The sequence below is a fragment of the Actinoplanes sp. NPDC051470 genome (assembly GCF_040682035.1).
In the GTDB taxonomy this organism is placed as follows: domain Bacteria; phylum Actinomycetota; class Actinomycetes; order Mycobacteriales; family Micromonosporaceae; genus Actinoplanes.
Map to the genome: position 1 here is coordinate 1 of NZ_JBFBAA010000041.1, position 16280 is coordinate 16280.

Annotated in this window: 13 protein-coding genes; 8 read left to right on the plus strand and 5 right to left on the minus strand. The window is 70.6% G+C overall.

The features are described from left to right. Positions 1–90 precede the first annotated feature (90 nt). Positions 91–1347 carry an AAA family ATPase gene (locus AB0M54_RS42420; protein WP_364478046.1) on the minus strand — a complete coding sequence of 419 codons (1257 nt, stop codon included), beginning with the start codon at positions 1345–1347 and terminating at the stop codon, positions 91–93. 47 nt (positions 1348–1394) lie between these two features. Between AB0M54_RS42420 and AB0M54_RS42425 the strand changes: the two genes are divergently transcribed. The 7 genes from AB0M54_RS42425 (at position 1395) to AB0M54_RS42455 (ending at position 11308) form a co-directional block, all read left to right on the plus strand. Then, positions 1395–1826 carry a hypothetical protein gene (locus AB0M54_RS42425; RefSeq protein ID WP_364321606.1) on the plus strand — a complete coding sequence of 144 codons (432 nt, stop codon included), beginning with the start codon at positions 1395–1397 and terminating at the stop codon, positions 1824–1826. Continuing rightward, entirely contained in the window at positions 1823–2686 is an 864-nt protein-coding gene (locus tag AB0M54_RS42430; RefSeq protein ID WP_364321609.1) for a tetratricopeptide repeat protein, read from the plus strand. Before AB0M54_RS42425 ends, AB0M54_RS42430 begins: the two co-directional genes overlap by 4 nt. Before the next feature lie 277 nt (positions 2687–2963). After that, positions 2964–4007: a multicopper oxidase domain-containing protein gene (locus AB0M54_RS42435; RefSeq protein ID WP_364321612.1), complete on the plus strand. Its 1044-nt coding sequence runs from the start codon at positions 2964–2966 to the stop codon at positions 4005–4007. A gap of 127 nt (positions 4008–4134) precedes the next feature. Beyond that, the gene (locus tag AB0M54_RS42440; protein ID WP_364478049.1) at positions 4135–7983 is read left to right on the plus strand and encodes a ThuA domain-containing protein; all 3849 of its coding nucleotides are present in this window, start codon (positions 4135–4137) and stop codon (positions 7981–7983) included. Next, positions 7980–9779 carry a copper-binding protein gene (locus AB0M54_RS42445; RefSeq protein ID WP_364321618.1) on the plus strand — a complete coding sequence of 600 codons (1800 nt, stop codon included), beginning with the start codon at positions 7980–7982 and terminating at the stop codon, positions 9777–9779. The genes AB0M54_RS42440 and AB0M54_RS42445 overlap by 4 nt, the downstream gene beginning before the upstream one ends. A 38-nt stretch (positions 9780–9817) precedes the next feature. Then, complete coding sequence (locus tag AB0M54_RS42450) at positions 9818–10801, plus strand: hypothetical protein (protein ID WP_364321621.1); 984 nt, start codon at positions 9818–9820, stop codon at positions 10799–10801. A 90-nt stretch (positions 10802–10891) separates the two neighbouring features. Continuing rightward, on the plus strand, positions 10892–11308 hold the full coding sequence (locus AB0M54_RS42455; protein ID WP_364478052.1) for a nitroreductase/quinone reductase family protein: 417 nt from the start codon (positions 10892–10894) through the stop codon (positions 11306–11308). Here AB0M54_RS42455 and AB0M54_RS42460 read toward each other — a convergent pair. Both AB0M54_RS42460 and AB0M54_RS42465 read right to left on the minus strand, forming a co-directional pair. Then, positions 11295–11621: a plasmid stabilization protein gene (locus tag AB0M54_RS42460; RefSeq protein ID WP_364321627.1), complete on the minus strand. Its 327-nt coding sequence runs from the start codon at positions 11619–11621 to the stop codon at positions 11295–11297. The two genes, AB0M54_RS42455 and AB0M54_RS42460, sit on opposite strands and share 14 nt — an antisense overlap. Before the next feature lie 2 nt (positions 11622–11623). After that, entirely contained in the window at positions 11624–12589 is a 966-nt protein-coding gene (locus tag AB0M54_RS42465; RefSeq protein WP_364321630.1) for a TIGR03557 family F420-dependent LLM class oxidoreductase, read from the minus strand. 50 nt (positions 12590–12639) lie between these two features. Between AB0M54_RS42465 and AB0M54_RS42470 the strand changes: the two genes are divergently transcribed. Next, positions 12640–13068, plus strand: a complete 429-nt coding sequence (locus AB0M54_RS42470; protein ID WP_364478055.1) for an SRPBCC family protein — start codon at positions 12640–12642, stop codon at positions 13066–13068. Between the two features lie 744 nt (positions 13069–13812). On the opposite strand, the gene AB0M54_RS42475 is transcribed toward AB0M54_RS42470, so the two are convergent. Both AB0M54_RS42475 and AB0M54_RS42480 read right to left on the minus strand, forming a co-directional pair. Then, positions 13813–15273 carry a benzaldehyde dehydrogenase gene (locus AB0M54_RS42475; RefSeq protein ID WP_364321636.1) on the minus strand — a complete coding sequence of 487 codons (1461 nt, stop codon included), beginning with the start codon at positions 15271–15273 and terminating at the stop codon, positions 13813–13815. 10 nt (positions 15274–15283) lie between these two features. Beyond that, positions 15284–16234: an EamA family transporter gene (locus tag AB0M54_RS42480; RefSeq protein WP_364478058.1), complete on the minus strand. Its 951-nt coding sequence runs from the start codon at positions 16232–16234 to the stop codon at positions 15284–15286. Between the last annotated feature and the right edge of the window lie 46 nt (positions 16235–16280).

A 16280-nucleotide genomic window follows, 5' to 3' on the forward strand; every position in this document is an offset into this window, starting at 1 on the left:
CGCATAAGTCACCGCTTCAACCAAGACCCATCCCACGCCGCTTCGCGCCGCGGGATGCTGCCGCGTATCTGGTCACGGTCGATTTTCGAGTTAGATGAGCTTGTTCTTCTTCAGGTACTTGGCCAGATCGCTGTACGCGCCGTCCTCGTTGGCGAACATCGCGACGTTGCGGGCGGTCTGCAGCCAGGGGCCGGTGGAGGGGCGCACCTCCTGCAGGGCCGCCTCCATGTCGCGCTGTTCGATCATGCGGACGTGGCCGCTGGTCACCGAGTCGTGCATGGCGTACTCGGCGGCGGTCTCGCAGAGGTGGGCCAGGTCGGCGCCGGAGAACTTGTCGGTGGCCGCGGCCAGGCGCTTGAGGTCGATGCCGGCGATCGGGCGGTCGCGCAGGTGCACCTCGAGGATCGCGGCGCGGGCCTCGGCGTCCGGCGGGATCACCAGCACCGTACGGTCGAGCCGGCCCGGCCGGCGCAGGGCGGGGTCGACGTCCCAGGGCGCGTTGGTCGCCGCCAGCACGAACACCCCGTCGTTGGTGCCCTCCATGCCGTCCAGCTCGGCCAGGAGCTGATTGCCGAGGGTCCGCATGGACGAGCTCTGCATCTGGCTCCGCTTGTGGCCGAGCGCGTCCACCTCGTCGAGGAACAGCACGCACGGCGCGTTGCGCCGGGCCGCCTGGAAGATCTCGTGCAGGTTGCGCTCGGACTGGCCGATCCACATGTTCAGCACGTCGACCAGGGACACGGTGACGAACCGCGCGCCCATCTCCCCCGCCACCGCCCGGGCCAGGAAGGTCTTGCCGCAGCCGGGCGGACCGTACAGCAGGAGGCCGCCACGCAGGCTCTTGCCGTACATGGACCGCAGTTTCTCGTTCTTGAGCGGGGCCAGGAAGGCGAGGTCGAGGCGCTTTTTGACGTCCTTCATGCCGCCGACGTCGGCGAGCTTCACCGCGGACAGCTCGATGTCGATGGTCCGGTCCTGGTCGCCCTCGATCGGGTCGGGCTCGTCGTCGGCGCGGGCGAAGCGCGGGGGCACGGCGCCGTCCAACTCCTTCTCGTACGCCTTCCAGTCGACGCCGCGCTTCTCGTCAGCCGGCGGAGAGGCCGGCGGAGAGGCCGGCGCAGAGGCCGGCGGAGAGGCCTCAGGAGGGGCGCCGCCGAGGGCCTGAGACATCAACGCCTGGGTGCCGGAGTCGGCCGGCTCCTGGGCCAGCGCCACGGCCAGGTGGCTGACCGCCTCGGGGCCGCGACCGGCCGCGATGAGCAGCTCGGCGAGGTGCCGGCGCAGCGGCAGGTCGTCGGGGCTGGCCTTGACCGCGGCCATCATGCTCTCGATCAGCGAGTTGCTCATGGCCGACCATTATGCTGTGCGTCCGACCGACGAGACGGGACCGACCGATGACCGACGACCTGTTCAGCCCGACTGTCCGGGAACGTCCGGTTTCCGGCAGGCGTCCGTGGCGACCGGAGTCGATCTTCTACCCGGCGTTCTTCGGTGGCCCGCTGACCGCGGGGGTGCTGGGCGCGATCAACGCGCGGCGGCTGGGCCTGGCCGGCTCGCGGGTGGCGCTGATCGGGCTGGCGGGGATGGCCGGCTTCGCCCTGTGGATCGTGGCCGCGCTGATGACCGACGCCGACAACGTGGTGCGGCTGTTCGGGTCGATCACCGGCTCGCTGGCCTGGCTGGCGGTGATCGCGTTCCAGCGCGGGCCGTTCCGGGCCTACCTGTACGGCGACGGCGAGCCGGCGAGCCTGGTACGGCCGGGCCTGCTGAGCGCGATCGGGCTGGTTCTCCTCCAGGTCATCGTGATCTACGCGGTGGCGCGATGAGCACCGAGGTCTTCCAGCGCGCCACCGCCCTGCTGGGTGCCAACCGCCCCGAGCAGGCCCTGGCCGAGCTGGCGACGCTGCCGGCGAGCGACGCGATCAGCGCACGGGCCCACTACCTGCGCTGTGTCGCGCTGGCCAACCTGGAGCGCTGGCCCGAGGCGGCCGAGTCGGCCCGGCAGGGGCTGACCGCCGGCGGCCCCGACCCCGATCTGCTGCGCCTGCTGGGCCGGGCCGAGCAGGAGCTGGGTCATCTCCAGGTGGCGGAGCGGGCGCTGCTCGACGGCCTGGCGCTGGCGCCGAACGACGCCGACCTGCTCTGCGCGTACGCCCGGCTCTGCATCGCCGACAACCAGATGGACAAGGCCGCGAAGCTGGTCGATCGCGCCGCCGCGCAGGACCCGCACGCGCCGACGGTCTATGCGACGCGGGTGCAGCTGGCGTACGCGAGGGGCGACGACCGGGCGGCGCAGCGGATCGCCCGCGAGTTCGTGGCCGCCTATCCGGAGAACCCGGCCGCGCACGCCCTGCTGGGCAGCACCAGCGCCGCCCGCGGCCAGGTCGGCGACGCATACTCGGGGCTGCGCCAGGCGGCCGCCTCGGCGCCGGGTGAGCAGGCGTGGGCCGAGTCGGCGCTGGAGGCGAAGATCGCCAGCCACCCTCTACTGGTGCCGATCCGCCCGATCATCCGCTTCGGCCCGCTGAAGACCTGGATCGCCGCCATCGTGATCATCTACGGCCTGCGGGCGGTCGGCCTGGCCGGTCTGTCGGCGGTGTCCGCCGGGCTCTGGCTGATCCTCTGCGTGTACTCCTGGGTGGTTCCGCCCCTGGTCAGTCGGTCGATCAAGCGCCACTGGCGCTGATCGATGTCCCGGCACACAGTGGACATCCCTGACACATTGACCAGCGTTGTTACACCGGAGTAAACGCTTTTTGCCGGTGGACCTTTACTTTCGTCTATGGAGACCATAAGTTCTTCTCAACCACCGAAAGTTCTGAGTCAGCCGAGCCAAAGCCCCCGCGAGCACCACTCGACCCCACCATATCGAGCGGTGCGGATTCAGCGTGCCGGTCGACGTATCGTCCCGTGCACGCAATTCTGTCGCGCGCGCCTTTCGCCCGGCCGCGAAACGGAGAGAGATGGACGAAGCGTCCGGCATGGACCGCGAACCCCGCGGTAACGGCCTCACGTTCTCCCGCCGCACGCTGATCGCCGCCGGCGGCGTCGGCCTGGCCGCGCCGGCCATCGGCCTGGCGGCGTCCACTGTGCGCACCGGCCCGGCGGCCGCCGCGACCGGCGCGACGAAGAAGGTGACGATCTACGCCGAGTCCCTCGGCAACAACCAGTACGGCTACGGGCTCGCGCCCGGCCAGGCCTCGATCCCCGGTCCGCTCCTCGAGATGTACGAGGGCGACACGATGGAGATCACCCTGGTCAACAACACCACGCAGCGACTGTCCATCCACGCCCACGGCGTCGACTACGACACCGTCTCGGACGGCGCGCCGCTGAACAACTCGTTCAACAACCCGGGCGAGACCCGCACCTACATCTGGCGGTCGCACGAGATGACCGCGGCGGCCGGGCGCCGGTTCATGCCGGGCAGCGCCGGCTACTGGCACTACCACGACCACGCGATGGGCACCGACCACGGCACCGCCGGCGTCCTGCGCGGGCTCTACGGCGGGCTGATCGTGCGCCGCCGCGGCGACATCCTGCCGGACAAGACATTCACCGTCGTCTTCAACGAAATGATGATCAACAACCGGCCGACGACCAACACGCCGACGTTCGAGGCCAATCTCGGCGAACGGGTGGAATGGCTAGCGATCGGCCACGGCAATCTGATCCACACGTTCCACCTGCACGCCCACCGGTGGGCCGACAACCGCACCGGAATGCTCGAGGGGCCGAACGACCCGAGCATTGTCACCGACAACAAAGACCTGAATCCGGGCAGCTCGTTCGGCTTCCAGGTGATCGCCGGAGAGCACGTCGGCGCGGGCGCCTGGATGTACCACTGCCACGTGCAGCAGCACTCCGACACCGGTATGGCCGGGATCTTCCTGGTGCGCAACGCGGACGGCAGCGTGCCGGCCGCCGCCCAGGCGGATATCGATCGGTTCAAGGGCCACATGTCCCAGATGTCCACGGCGCACAACGCCATGGACCACACGAAGTAGGGGGCCAGCGAGGATGAGGCGAGGGCTGAGACAAGCTAGAGGCGGTTTCGGGGGCCGGATACACAGGGCTCTCGCCGGAGCCGCGGCTGCCGTGGTCGTGGTGTCGCTGACGCCGACGATGACAACGTTGGCACAGGCGGCGCCGAAGACCGCGGCGGCGGCAGCGGACATCAAGGTGCTGGTCTTCCACGGACCGGCCGCCGACCAGCAGGACCCGGTCGCCACCGCGGCGCAGACCATCGAGGATCTGGGCGCGGCGGCCGGCGCCGACGTCACCGTCACCAGCGACCCGGCCGCGTTCACCACGGCCGGACTGTCCGCGTACCGGTCGGTGGTGTTCCTGTCGGCCAACAAGGCGACCCTGAACGCCGCGCAGGAGCAGGCGCTCCAGGCCTACGTGAAGTCCGGCGGCGGCTTCCTCGGCATCGGCGACGCGGCCCAGGCGCAGCTCGACTCGGCCTGGTTCACCGGGCTGATCGGCACCCGCCCGGTCGGCGCGCTGCCGAACGCCGAGCCGGTCTCGGCGGTCACCGCCAGCGCGGAGAACCCGCCGAACGAGACCAAGGAGAAGCTCACCGACGGCGACTCCGGCACCAAGTGGCTGACCTTCAACCCGACCGGGTGGGTGGCCTACGACCTGGGCAGCGCCAAGGCGATCACCGGATACGCGCTGACCTCGGCCAACGACTTCCCCGGGCGCGACCCGAAGGACTGGGCCCTCCAGGGCTCGACCAACGGCTCGGACTGGCAGAACGTCGAGACCCGCGCGGGACAGAGCTGGGCCGAGCGCTTCCAGAACAAGCGGTTCGACCTGGCCACGCCGGCCACCTACCGCTACTGGCGGCTGAACATCACCGCGAACAACGGCGAGCCGCTGATCCAGCTGGCCGACTGGCGGTTGTTCGCCGGCAGCACCACCGCGCCGCAGCCGCCGGCCGCCGTGCAGTCGGTGGTCGACATCCTCGATCGGCAGCACCCGTCCACCAAGTCGCTGCCGCTCAAGGTCACCCGGACCGACCGCTGGTACAACTGGGACCCGAACCCGATCGGCACGGTGCACACCGTCGCGCAGGTCGAGGAACGGCACTACAACCCGGGCCAGGGCGCGAACGGCGCGTTCCACCCGGTCTCCTGGTGCCGTGACTACGAGGGCGGCCGGTCCTTCTACACCGGCATGGGCCACACCTCGGGCAGCTACGGCGAGGACGCCTTCAAGAAGCACCTCTCCGGCGCCCTGCAGTGGACCACCGGCATCGTCCGCGGTGACTGCCAGGCGACCATCGCCGCCAACTACAAGACCGAGCGGCTGACCGCGCGCAACCAGACCGGCCAGCTCGACCAGATCGGTGAGCCGCACGGCCTGACCATCGCGCCGGACGGCACCGTGTTCTACGTCGGCAAGGCGGCCTGCCCGTCCGGCTTCATCGAGAGCTGGGACAACCCGAACGTCGGCAAGGGCTGCGGCACCATCCACCAGTGGGACCCGGTCACCAAGACGGTCAAGCTGCTCACCACGCTCGAGGTGATGGGCAACCGCGGCGCCGGCGGCGAGCTGCAGAAGAACGAGGAGGGTCTGCTCGGCATCGTGCCGGACCCGAAGTTCGCCGAGAACCACTGGCTCTACGTCTACTGGATGCCGCACAACAGCATCGACCGGGTCAAGCGGGTCGGCCAGCGGACCGTCTCGCGGTTCACCTACGACCCCGCGGCCAAGACCATCGACCAGGGTACGCGCAAGGACCTGCTCCAGTTCCCGGTGCAGATCCACAGCTGCTGCCACGCCGGTGGCGGCATGGCGTTCGACGCGAAGGGCAACCTCTACGTCGGCTCCGGCGACAACAACTCGTCCGAAGGCTCCAGCGGCTACTCCGGCAACAACTGGACGCAGGAGTACCAGGGCATCTCGTTCCAGGACGCCCGCCGTACCTCGGGCAACACCAACGACCTGGCCGGCAAGATCATCCGCATCCACCCGGAGGCGGACGGCACGTACACGATCCCCGAGGGGAACCTCTTCCCGCCGGGCACCGACAAGACGCGCGCCGAGATCTACGTGATGGGTGTCCGCAACATCTCCCGTCTGCAGATCGACCCGGTGACCCAGTGGCTGACCGCCGCCTGGGTGGGCCCGGACGCCGCCTCGCCGAACCCGGAGCTCGGCCCGGCCAAGTACGAGACCGCCACGATCATCACCTCGGCGGGCAACCAGGGCTGGCCGTACTGCATGGGCAACAAGCAGCCGTACCGCGACCGCAGCAACACCGACGCGACCGTCCTGACCGGCTGGTACAACTGCGACAACCTGAAGAACAACTCGCCGCGCAACACCGGCCTGGTGGACATCCCGCCGGCCCGGAACAACATGATCTGGTACGCGCCGGACGGTGGCGGCCCGATCTTCCCGCCGCGCGCCGACGGCAGCGGCATCCCGTCGTACATCGCGGCGCAGGCCACCTACACCGAGCCGTACCTGCGGGGCGGCGGCCAGGCCGTGATGTCCGGCCCGACCTACCACACCGAGCTGGTCGACCAGAACAGCGGCGTGGCCTGGCCGAGCTACTGGGACAAGAAGTGGTTCATCGGTGACGAGTCGAACTCCCAGAACCGCGTCGCGGTGACGGTCGACCCGGCCGGCGTGCCCACCCAGTCGCCGCCTCCGTTCGCGGAGACGCTGCGGGCGATCTTCCCCGGCGGCAGCGCCGACAACCGGGTGCAGGACTGGATGGACGCCAAGTTCGGTCCGGACGGGGCGCTCTACACGCTGGACTACGGTGGCGGCTTCTTCAGCCTCACCCCGAACCAGAAGCTGCAGCGCACCATCTACACCGGCGGACCGGCCACCCCGGCGCCGGCCGCGACCTCGGTCGCGGTGCAGAACCGGGCGCTGACCTACCAGTTCACCGGCTCGAAGTCGGGCGGCGTGAGCTGGGCCTGGGACTTCGGCGACGGCACCACGTCGGCCGAGGCGAACCCGCGGCACACGTACACCCGGACCGGGTCCTTCACGGCCAAGCTGACGATCACCTACGCGGACGGCATCAAGTCCACCGTGCAGACCGTCGTCAACGTCGGCTGTGCGGTGCCGGACCAGCGCGGCACGGTGTTCCTCGAGGACACCGACACCGGTGTGCCGAACAAGGCGACCACCGGCGGCTGCACGATCAACGACCTGATCGACGACGAGGCCGCGTGGGACGACCACGACAGCTTCGTCCGCCACGTCACCGCGGTGGCCAAGGCCCAGCAGGACGCGGGCCGGCTGACCGCTCGCGAGGCGGGCACGCTGACCCGGCTCGCGGCGGCGTCGGCGATCGGCCGCGAAGGACACGCGGACACCGAGGCGATCTACGACGGCACCTCCCTGAACGGCTGGGAGATGGCGCCCTCCGGGCAGTGGAACATCCAGCCGGACGGGTCGCTGCGCTCCTCGGGCGGCCTGGGAATGCTGTACTACACCAAGAACTACGCCAACTTCTCGATGAAGACGCAGTTCAAGGACATCGCGCCGGGCACCGGGCGGGCCAACAGCGGCCTGTTCGCCCGGTTCCCCGACCCGCGGACCCCGCTGGCCCAGCGGCCGGCGGGCCGATGCGACACCATCGGGTCGGCACGTGACTCGCAGGCCTGGGTCGCCATCTACTGCGGGCACGAGATCCAGATCTACGACGGTGAACCGGGCGAGCCGCAGAAGACCGGGTCGATCTACAACTTCGACCCGAACAACCTGACCCAGGCCCGGCCGACGGCCAAGAACGTGTGGAACGACTACGAACTCCGGGTGGTCGGCCAGCGCTACACGATCATCCGCAACGGCGTCGTGATCAAGCAGTTCGACAACACCCCGGGCAAGCAGTCGTCCCGGGCCGGCGACCCGCCGACCGACCTGCGGCAGTTCACCGAGGGCTTCCTCGGGCTGCAGAACCACGGCGACGCCGATCTCATCGAGTTCCGCAACATTCGCGTGAGGCCCCTGTGAATTTAAAGATCCGCGCTGCCTTCGCGGCGCTGGTCCTGCTGGTCAGCACCTTCGTCGTGGCGGGGGCTTCCCCCGCCGCGGCGGCGGTGCAGACCTTGAACTGGACCGCTGACAGTGACATCACCCGCTACAAATCGGCGCCGTCGTCGGCCGTTGCCGGCGCCACCACGATCGTGTGGGAGAACAGCGAGGCGACCGGCAACAACATCGGCATGCCGCACACGCTGACCTTCGACACCTCGGCCGAGGGCTACAACCACGACGTCAACGTCAACCAGCTGGCCAGCCCGTTCGACCAGAACAACGGCCGCTGGGTGATCGACGTGGTGCTGACGCCGGGCAAGTACCGGTACTTCTGCTCCATCCCGGGGCACAGCACGATGGTCGGCGAGTTCACCGTCACCGGCGGGCCCGTCGAGGACACCACGCCGCCGACGGTGACCGGCTCGGTGGCCGGCAACCGGAACGACGACGGCGACTACGTCGGCTCGGCCACCGTCACGGTCAACGCGACCGACAGCGGGTCCGGGGTCGACACGGTCGAGTACCAGGTCGACGACACCAGCTTCCTGCCGTACACCGCACCGGTCGTGGTCGATGAGCTCGGTGACCACTCGGTGCAGTTCCGGGCCACCGACAAAGCCGGCAACACCTCGGCGGTCGGCTCGGTCTCGTTCACGGTGGTCGAGCCCGGCGACGAGGACGTGACCCCGCCTTCGGCGAGTCACACGATCGCCGGTGACAAGGACGCCAACGGCAACTACATCGGTACGGCCACCGTCACGGTGACCGCCACCGACGCGGACTCCGGGGTCGCCCTGATCGAGTACAACGTCGACGGCGGCGCGTACCAGCCGTACACGGCGCCGGTCGTGGTCAACACGCCGGGCTCGCACATGGTGCACTACCGCGCCACCGACAACGCCGGGAACCGGTCGGCCGAGCAGATGGCGATGTTCACCGTCGTCGCGCGGCCCACGCCGGACACCACTCCCCCGGCGACCAACGCGACCGTGGCCGGCTCCCGGGACACCAACGGCAACTACATCGGTACGGCCACCGTCACGGTGACCGCAACCGACGCGGATTCCGGCGTGGCCACCGTCGAGTACCAGCTCGACTCGGGCGCCTGGACGGCGTACACCGCGCCGGTCGCGGTGACCGCCGTGGGCGCGCACACGCTCCGCTACCGGGCGACCGACCAGGCCGGCAACGCCGCCCCGGAGAAGTCGGTGACCTTCACCGTGGTCGCCCCGCCGCAGCCGGACACCACCGCTCCGGCCACGACCGCCTCGGCGGCCGGTGAGCAGGACGGCGACGGCAACTTCGTCGGCGCCGCGACGGTGACCGTCACCGCGACCGACAGCGAGTCGGGCGTGGCGCGGATCCAGTACGCGCTGGACGCCGGCGGCTGGACGACCTACACGGCCCCGGTCGTGGTCCGGACGGCCGGCGCGCACACCCTCAAGTACCGCGCCACCGACAACGCCGGCAACACCGCGCCGGAGAAGTCGGTGACCTTCACCGTCGTCACCTCGGGCGAGGACGCCTGTCCCGCCTCGGACACCCGGCCCACGGTGATCATCGGGACCGACGACACCAGGGTCCCGAACCGGGACACCGGGGACGGCTGCACGGTCAACGACCTGGTCGCCGAGTTCGCTCCCTACCCCAACCACGCCGCGTTCGTCCGGCACGTCGAGACGGTCACCGGACCGCTCGTCCCGGGCACGCTCACCCCGCGGCAGCAGGGCGCCATCGTCCGGGCGGCAGCTCGATCGACGGTCGGCTCATGACCCATCTTTCGAACACCGACGAATCGGGGAGATCCACGATGCGCAGACGCTTAGTCGCCCAGCTCGCCACGGCCACGGCCGCCGTCACCGCCGGTGTCCTCGTCGGCGCCGCGCCGGCCAGCGCCGACCTGGTCACCTACTGCATCGGCACCGGTGGCGCCGTCACCGTGCCGAACGACCTCTACGTCCCGCCGAACGAGTCGTGCGCGCTGACCGGCACCACGATCACCGGCAACGTCAGCGTGGCGGCGGGGGCCAACCTGGTCGTCACCGGCGGCCACGTCAGCGGCAACGTGCAGGTCGCGGCCAACGGGTACCTGGACGCCGGCAACTCCGACATCGGCGGGACCGTGGTGGTCGCGTCCGGTGGCTACGGCGTCTTCCTCAAGTCGGCGCGGACCGGCACGATCACGGTCCGGGCCAAGGGCGCGTCGACGGTCGACTCGTTCCTGTTCGTCGAGGGCTCGACCATCACCGGCGCGGTCAACGCCAGCGCCGGCGAGGTTCGCCTGGACCAGAACACCCAGGTCACCGGCGCGGTGAACAGCTCCGGCACCTACTACACGGACGTGCACGACTCGTTCGTTGACGGCCAGCTCTCGGTGCTCAACAGCGCGACCGGCAGCGTGGTCTGCGGCAGCGCGGTCCGGGGCAAGGCGACGTTCGCCGGTAATCTCGGCGGCGTGCAGCTCGGCCCGAACGGCGCCCTGGACGGCTGCGCGTCCGGTGGCTACTTCGGCCGGGACGTCAGCATCACCAACACCCAGGGCGGCGTGACCGTCGACGACAACATCATCGACGGCGTGCTGACCGTGCAGACGAACAACCCGGCGGCCGTGGTGGCGTCCAACAACCGCATCCGCGGTGGCGTGGTCGGCGACTCGACCGCGACGGCGGCGGCGTCCAAGAAGGCCGCCAAGTCGGTCACGGCCGACCGCTCGGGCTCGCGTGACGCCCGGGCGTCGGAGCGGCGCACCGACGCGGTGGCCGAGGCCACGGCGGCCGGCGCGGCCAACCTGTGATCTGCTGTTTCCGGGAGCCCGGCGGACCTGATGGCCGCCGGGCTCCCACTTTTTTGGTGGAATTTCCCGGCGTCAACTAATCTTGGTGGCATGGCTTCGTTCAACGACACGATCATCGAGCAGTTCCGAGCCAACGACGGCGTGCTGGGGGGCCACTTCGAGGGCAAAGAGACCCTCCTGCTGCACACCCCGGGCCGCAAGACCGGCAAGGTGACCATCAACCCGCTGGTGGCGGCGTCCGACGGCGACTCGTTCATCGTCTGCGGCAGCGCCGGCGGCGGCCCCTCCGACCCGGTGTGGGTGGCCAACCTGGAGGCGGTCGACGGCCCGGTCACCGTCGAGTACCACACCGACACGGTGAAGGCGGACCACCGTGTGGTCCGCCCGGGCCGCGACGACGACTGGGACCGCCTGTACGGCATCTGGCGCGCGTACTGGCCGGACGCCGCCGACTACGAAAAGAAGACCGACCGCAAGTTCCCGGTCGCCGTCATCACTTTGCGTTGACGGCCTTCTCCAGCTCCGCCTTGGACATCGAGGAACGACCCTTGATGTTCTTCTGCTTCGCCTCGTTGTAGAGCTGCTCCTTCGTCCGGCCGCCGGGTCCGCTGTGCGACCGCTTGCCGCCCCGGTGGCCCGACGACACGTCCTTCAGCGAGCTCTTGCTGGCCGTCCGCGACTCGCCCGCCCGGGCGCGTTCCTTGTTGACGGTCCGCGCGGCGATCTCCTCGGCCACACCCTCGGACCGGCCGCTCTTCTTGAGTCCCTGCTTGATGTGCTCGTACTGCCGCTCCCGCTTGGGGCTCGAACCAGCCGGCATGATCAGACCTCCTTCGTGAGCACGTCCCGTAGTTCCTTGTCGTAGAAGTCGAGGAAGCCGTCCGGGTCCGGGCCGGCGTTCATCAGCACCAGGTGGTCGTACCCGGCCTCGGCGTAGGTCTTGACCTGCTCGACGTACTTGCGCGGGTCGGGCCCGACGACGAACTGTTCGCGGATGTCGTCGGCGGTGACCGTGGCCGCGGCGGCCTCGAAGTTGACCGGGTTCGGCAGCTCGCTCATCACCTTCCAGCCGGTGACCGCCCACGGCGTGAGCTTCAGCGCCGACTCGACCGCCGCGTCCTCACTGGTCGCCCAGGCCGTCGCGACCTCGGCGTACCGCGGGCCCTGGCCACCGGCCTTCGCGTAGGTCTCGGCGAGATCCTTACGCGGCTCGGTCGTGAACAGCCCGCCACCATGCGTCGCGGCCAGTTCCGCGGCGTCCTTCCCACCGGCCGCGACCGCGATCACGGGCAGCTGTTCCGGCAGGTCGAAGACCCGCGCGTCCTCCAGGGTCAGATGCTTCCCGTCGTACGACCGGTAGCCGCCCTGCCACAGCAGGTTGATGATGTCGAGCGCCTCGGCCAGCCGCTCGTGCCGCCCGCGGACGCTCGGGAACCCCTGACCGACCACGTGCTCGTTGAGCCGCTCCCCCGCCCCGATGCCCAGCGTGAAGCGGTTGTCCGAGACGATCTGCAACGTCGCCGCGGCCTGCGCCACGATCGCCGGGTGGTAGCGCACCGTCGGGCAGGTCACGCCGGTGGCCAGACCCAGATCCCGGGTACGCGCGGCGATCGCGCCCAGCACCGTCCACGCGAACGGCGAATGCCCCTGCGCCTCCACCCACGGATGGTAGTGATCACTGATCTCGACGAAGTCGAATCCCACGGCCTCGGCCCGCTCCGCCTGCCGGATCAGCTCCCGCGGCCCGAAGTTCTCGGCGAACAACTTGTATCCGAAACGCATACTCATCGGGTTCCCCCGCCGCGCACGGGCAAACCAGGGTCCCCGATCATGGATCGATGCCCACCGACCACTTCAGCACCACGACCAGCCTGGCCACACCCCCGGCCGACGTCCACGCCTTCCTGTCCGACCCGCACAGCTACGTCGGCCTGGCGCCCCTGGTCGTCGAGGTCCGCGACATCCGCGTCACCGGCGCCTCGACCCGCTACGTGGCCGTGGAACGCTTCCGCTTCGGCCCGTTCCACTGGGACAACGCGATCGACGTGACCATGACCTTCCCGACCCCGCTGGAGGTCGTCAGCTCGGTCCGTTCCCCCGGCTGGGTCCGCCTGACCTCCACCGTCACCCTGACGCCGACCGAGGCCGGCTGCACGCTCGTCGAGTCGGTCGAGCTGCACACGCCGTGGTTCCTCCGCTCCTACGCCCTGCGCAAGGCCCGCGAGGCCCAGGCAGGCCGCATAACCGGCCTCCAGTCCCGCTTCTGACCCGCCCGCGGTCCCCATCCAGGCGTCCTCGACGGCGCCGACCGCGGCCCCCAGCCGCCTTCCTCTCAGCTCCTGAGCCCCTCAGCCCCTGAGCCCCGCCTCTGGCGCCCCTTTGCTCTGAGCGCGTATAGGCAACACTTCGATGTTGGCGGTATCCGGATGTCGTCGCCATCCAAGTGGTGCCTATACGCGCTCAGAGCAAAGGCGCCGGCGGAGGGGTCGGGCTCGGAGCGCCGGCGGAGGGGTCGGGCTCGGAGCGCCGGCGGAGGGGTCGGGCTCGGAGCGCCGGCGGAGGGGTCGGGCTCGGAGCGCCGTCGCGGAACGGCTCGGCCCGGAGTGGTGGTTTGGGCGCGGAGCGCCCGGAGGGTGACCACGCACGCAGAACGAAGGGTGCGCGGCTCTGTTCTGGCCGGCCACGGCCTTGGAGCCGCGCACCCGGCCTCGGCGGGAGCTGCGGTCTGCACACCCCGCCCAGCTACGACATCACGCTCTTGATCTTGATCTGGGGTGGCGAGCCGACAGATGCGCCCCGGCGGAAGCCGCTGCCGCTCTTGAAGTTGGGTGAGACGAAGAGGCCGGGGATCACTGAGCACGAAGCAGCTGCGCCCGGCGGTGGGCCTGATGCACGCCGAGCCGGGGCGGCCGTGGCAGCTGGTCGAGCCGGCCCGCGCGGCCACCATGTCCCGTCGGAGAGCGCGTGCGGCACGGCGTTCAAGCGCGAGGCGGGCGTCTCGCCGCTGCGGTTCAGATCGGGTACGAGGGCAGATCGCCGCGCAGGGTGACCCACTGGGTCTCGGTGAACGCCTCGATGTTGGCCTGCGGGCCGCCGTGGCGGGAGCCGGTGCCGGACGCGCCGACACCACCGAACGGGGCCACCGCCTCGTCGTTGACCGTCTGGTCGTTGATGTGGACCAGGCCGGACGGGATGCGCTCGGCCAGGGCCAGGCCCGCGTAGACGTCCTTGGTCAGGATGCCCAGCGACAGCCCGTAGTCGGTGTCGGCGGCCAGCGCGATCACCTCGTCGATCGACGAGAACGGCGTCACCGGGGCGACCGGGCCGAAGATCTCCTCGGCGTACGCGGGGGCGGACACCGGCACGTCGCCCAGGACCGTGGGCCGGTAGAACAGGTTGTCGTAGGTGCCGCCGGTGCGCAGCGTCGCCCCGCCGGCCACGCTGGACGAGACCAGGCCGTGCACGCGGTCGCGCTGGGCCTGGTCGATCAGCGGGCCGAGCGCCACCTCCTCGCGGAACGGGTCGCCGACCGGCAGTTTCGCGACCCGCTCGGCCAGCTGGGCGGTGTACTCCTCGGCGATGTCCCGGTGCACCAGGTGGCGGGAGGTGGCCATGCAGATCTGGCCGGCGTGCGCGAAGGTTCCCCACGCGCCGACCGAGGAGGCCGCGGCGACGTCGACGTCGGGCATGACGATCAGCGCCGAGTTGCCGCCCAGCTCGAGGTGGGCGCGTTTGAGGTGCTTGCCGGCCAGCTCGCCGACCAGCCGGCCGGCGCGGGTCGATCCGGTGAAGGCGATGACGCGTACGGCCGGCTCGGTCACCAGCGCGGCGCCCACGTCCGCGCCGCCGGGCAGCACCTGGAGCACGCCGGCGGGCAGCCCGGCCTCCTCGAAGATCCGGGCGAAGACCACGCCGCCGGTCACCGCGGTGCGCGGGTCGGGCTTCAGGATGACCGCGTTGCCCAGCGCCAGGGCCGGGGCGACGGCGCGGATGGCCAGGATCGTGGGGACGTTGAACGGCGCGATCACGCCGACCACGCCGGCCGGGACGCGGCGGGCGAAGCTGAGGCGGGGCAGGCCGGTGCGGAGCAGTTCGCCATACGGGTGGGACGGCAGCGCCGAGGCCTCGTAACATTCGGCGGCGCTGGTGTGCACCTGGAAGCCGCCGAACGGCTGGATGGCGCCGGTCTCGCGGGCCAGCCACTCCTTGATCTCGCCGGCGTTGGCGTTGAGCAGGTCGCCGGCGCGGCGCAGCACGGCGGCGCGTTCCTCGTGGGGCAGGCCGGCCCACGCCACCTGCGCCTCCTTGGCCCGGGCGGCGGCCGTGGCGACGTCGGCCGGCGTGGCCAGCCCCATCGTGCCCAGCGTGTCGCCGGTGGCCGGTTCGACCACGTCGTACGCGTCGCCGCCACCGTCGGCCCACGCCCCGGTCCAGATCTTGCCGTGCCACGCACCATCGCCGACGAGTGTCATGACCGGGACGCTATGCAGCTGCCTCAACAGACGGGAGTGGCGCCTTCCGCTCAGTGGAATCGGGGCCGGCTCGATCCATGCCCAGCCGCACCAGCACGATGCCTCCGATGATGAGGACGCCGCCGCCGAGCTGGAGCGCGGTCGGCAGCTCGTCGACGAACAGCCACGCGAACAGGACCGCGAACAGCACCTCGGTCAGGCCGACGAACGACGACAGCGACGCGCCCAGCAGCCGCGCGGCGCCGATGCCGGCCACGTACGCGATGGTGGCCGCGACCACCGCGAGCCCGGCGATCGGCACCAGCCAGCTCACCTGGAGCCCGGCCAGGGTCACCTGGCCGAAGGTGAACGTCATCGGCAGCAGTCCTGCCGCGCCCAGCCCGAAGAGCAGCACCGCGCCGACCGCCATGCCGCCCGAGGCCAGCGCGATCGATGGCAGCTCGGGGTCGACCCGGGCCGAGAGCACGAAGTAGCCGGCCAGCCCGACCGCCGCGATCAGCCCCCACATCACGCCCAGCGGGTCGAAGCGGGCGCCGCTGGTCAGGTCGAGGACCAGCGCCAGCCCGGCCAGCGCGGTGACCGCACCGGCCACGGTGAGCCGCACCGGCCGCTGCCCGTGCACCGCCCACATCCACAGCACCACCAGCAGGATGCCGGAGTATTCCAGCAGCAGCGCCACCCCGATCGGCAGCCGCTGGACGGCGTTGAAGTAGCCGACCTGGGCGGCCGCGATGGCCAGCAGGCCGAACAGCCCGACCGGGCCGGCCGACCGCCGCAGCGCGGCCCAGCGCCCCCGCATCGCGATCAGGGCCGGTATCGCCAGCAGCACGGCGCCGAGCCCGACCCGCACGGCCACCGCCGACCCGGCCGACCAGCCGGCGTCGAGCAGTGAACGCGCGAAGATGCCCGACGTTCCGAAGGTGGCGGCCGACAGCAGCGCCAGCAGCAGCCCGAGACGCATAGCCCCATCCCCTGTCATGAGTCAAACATTGCTATGCTCATGACAC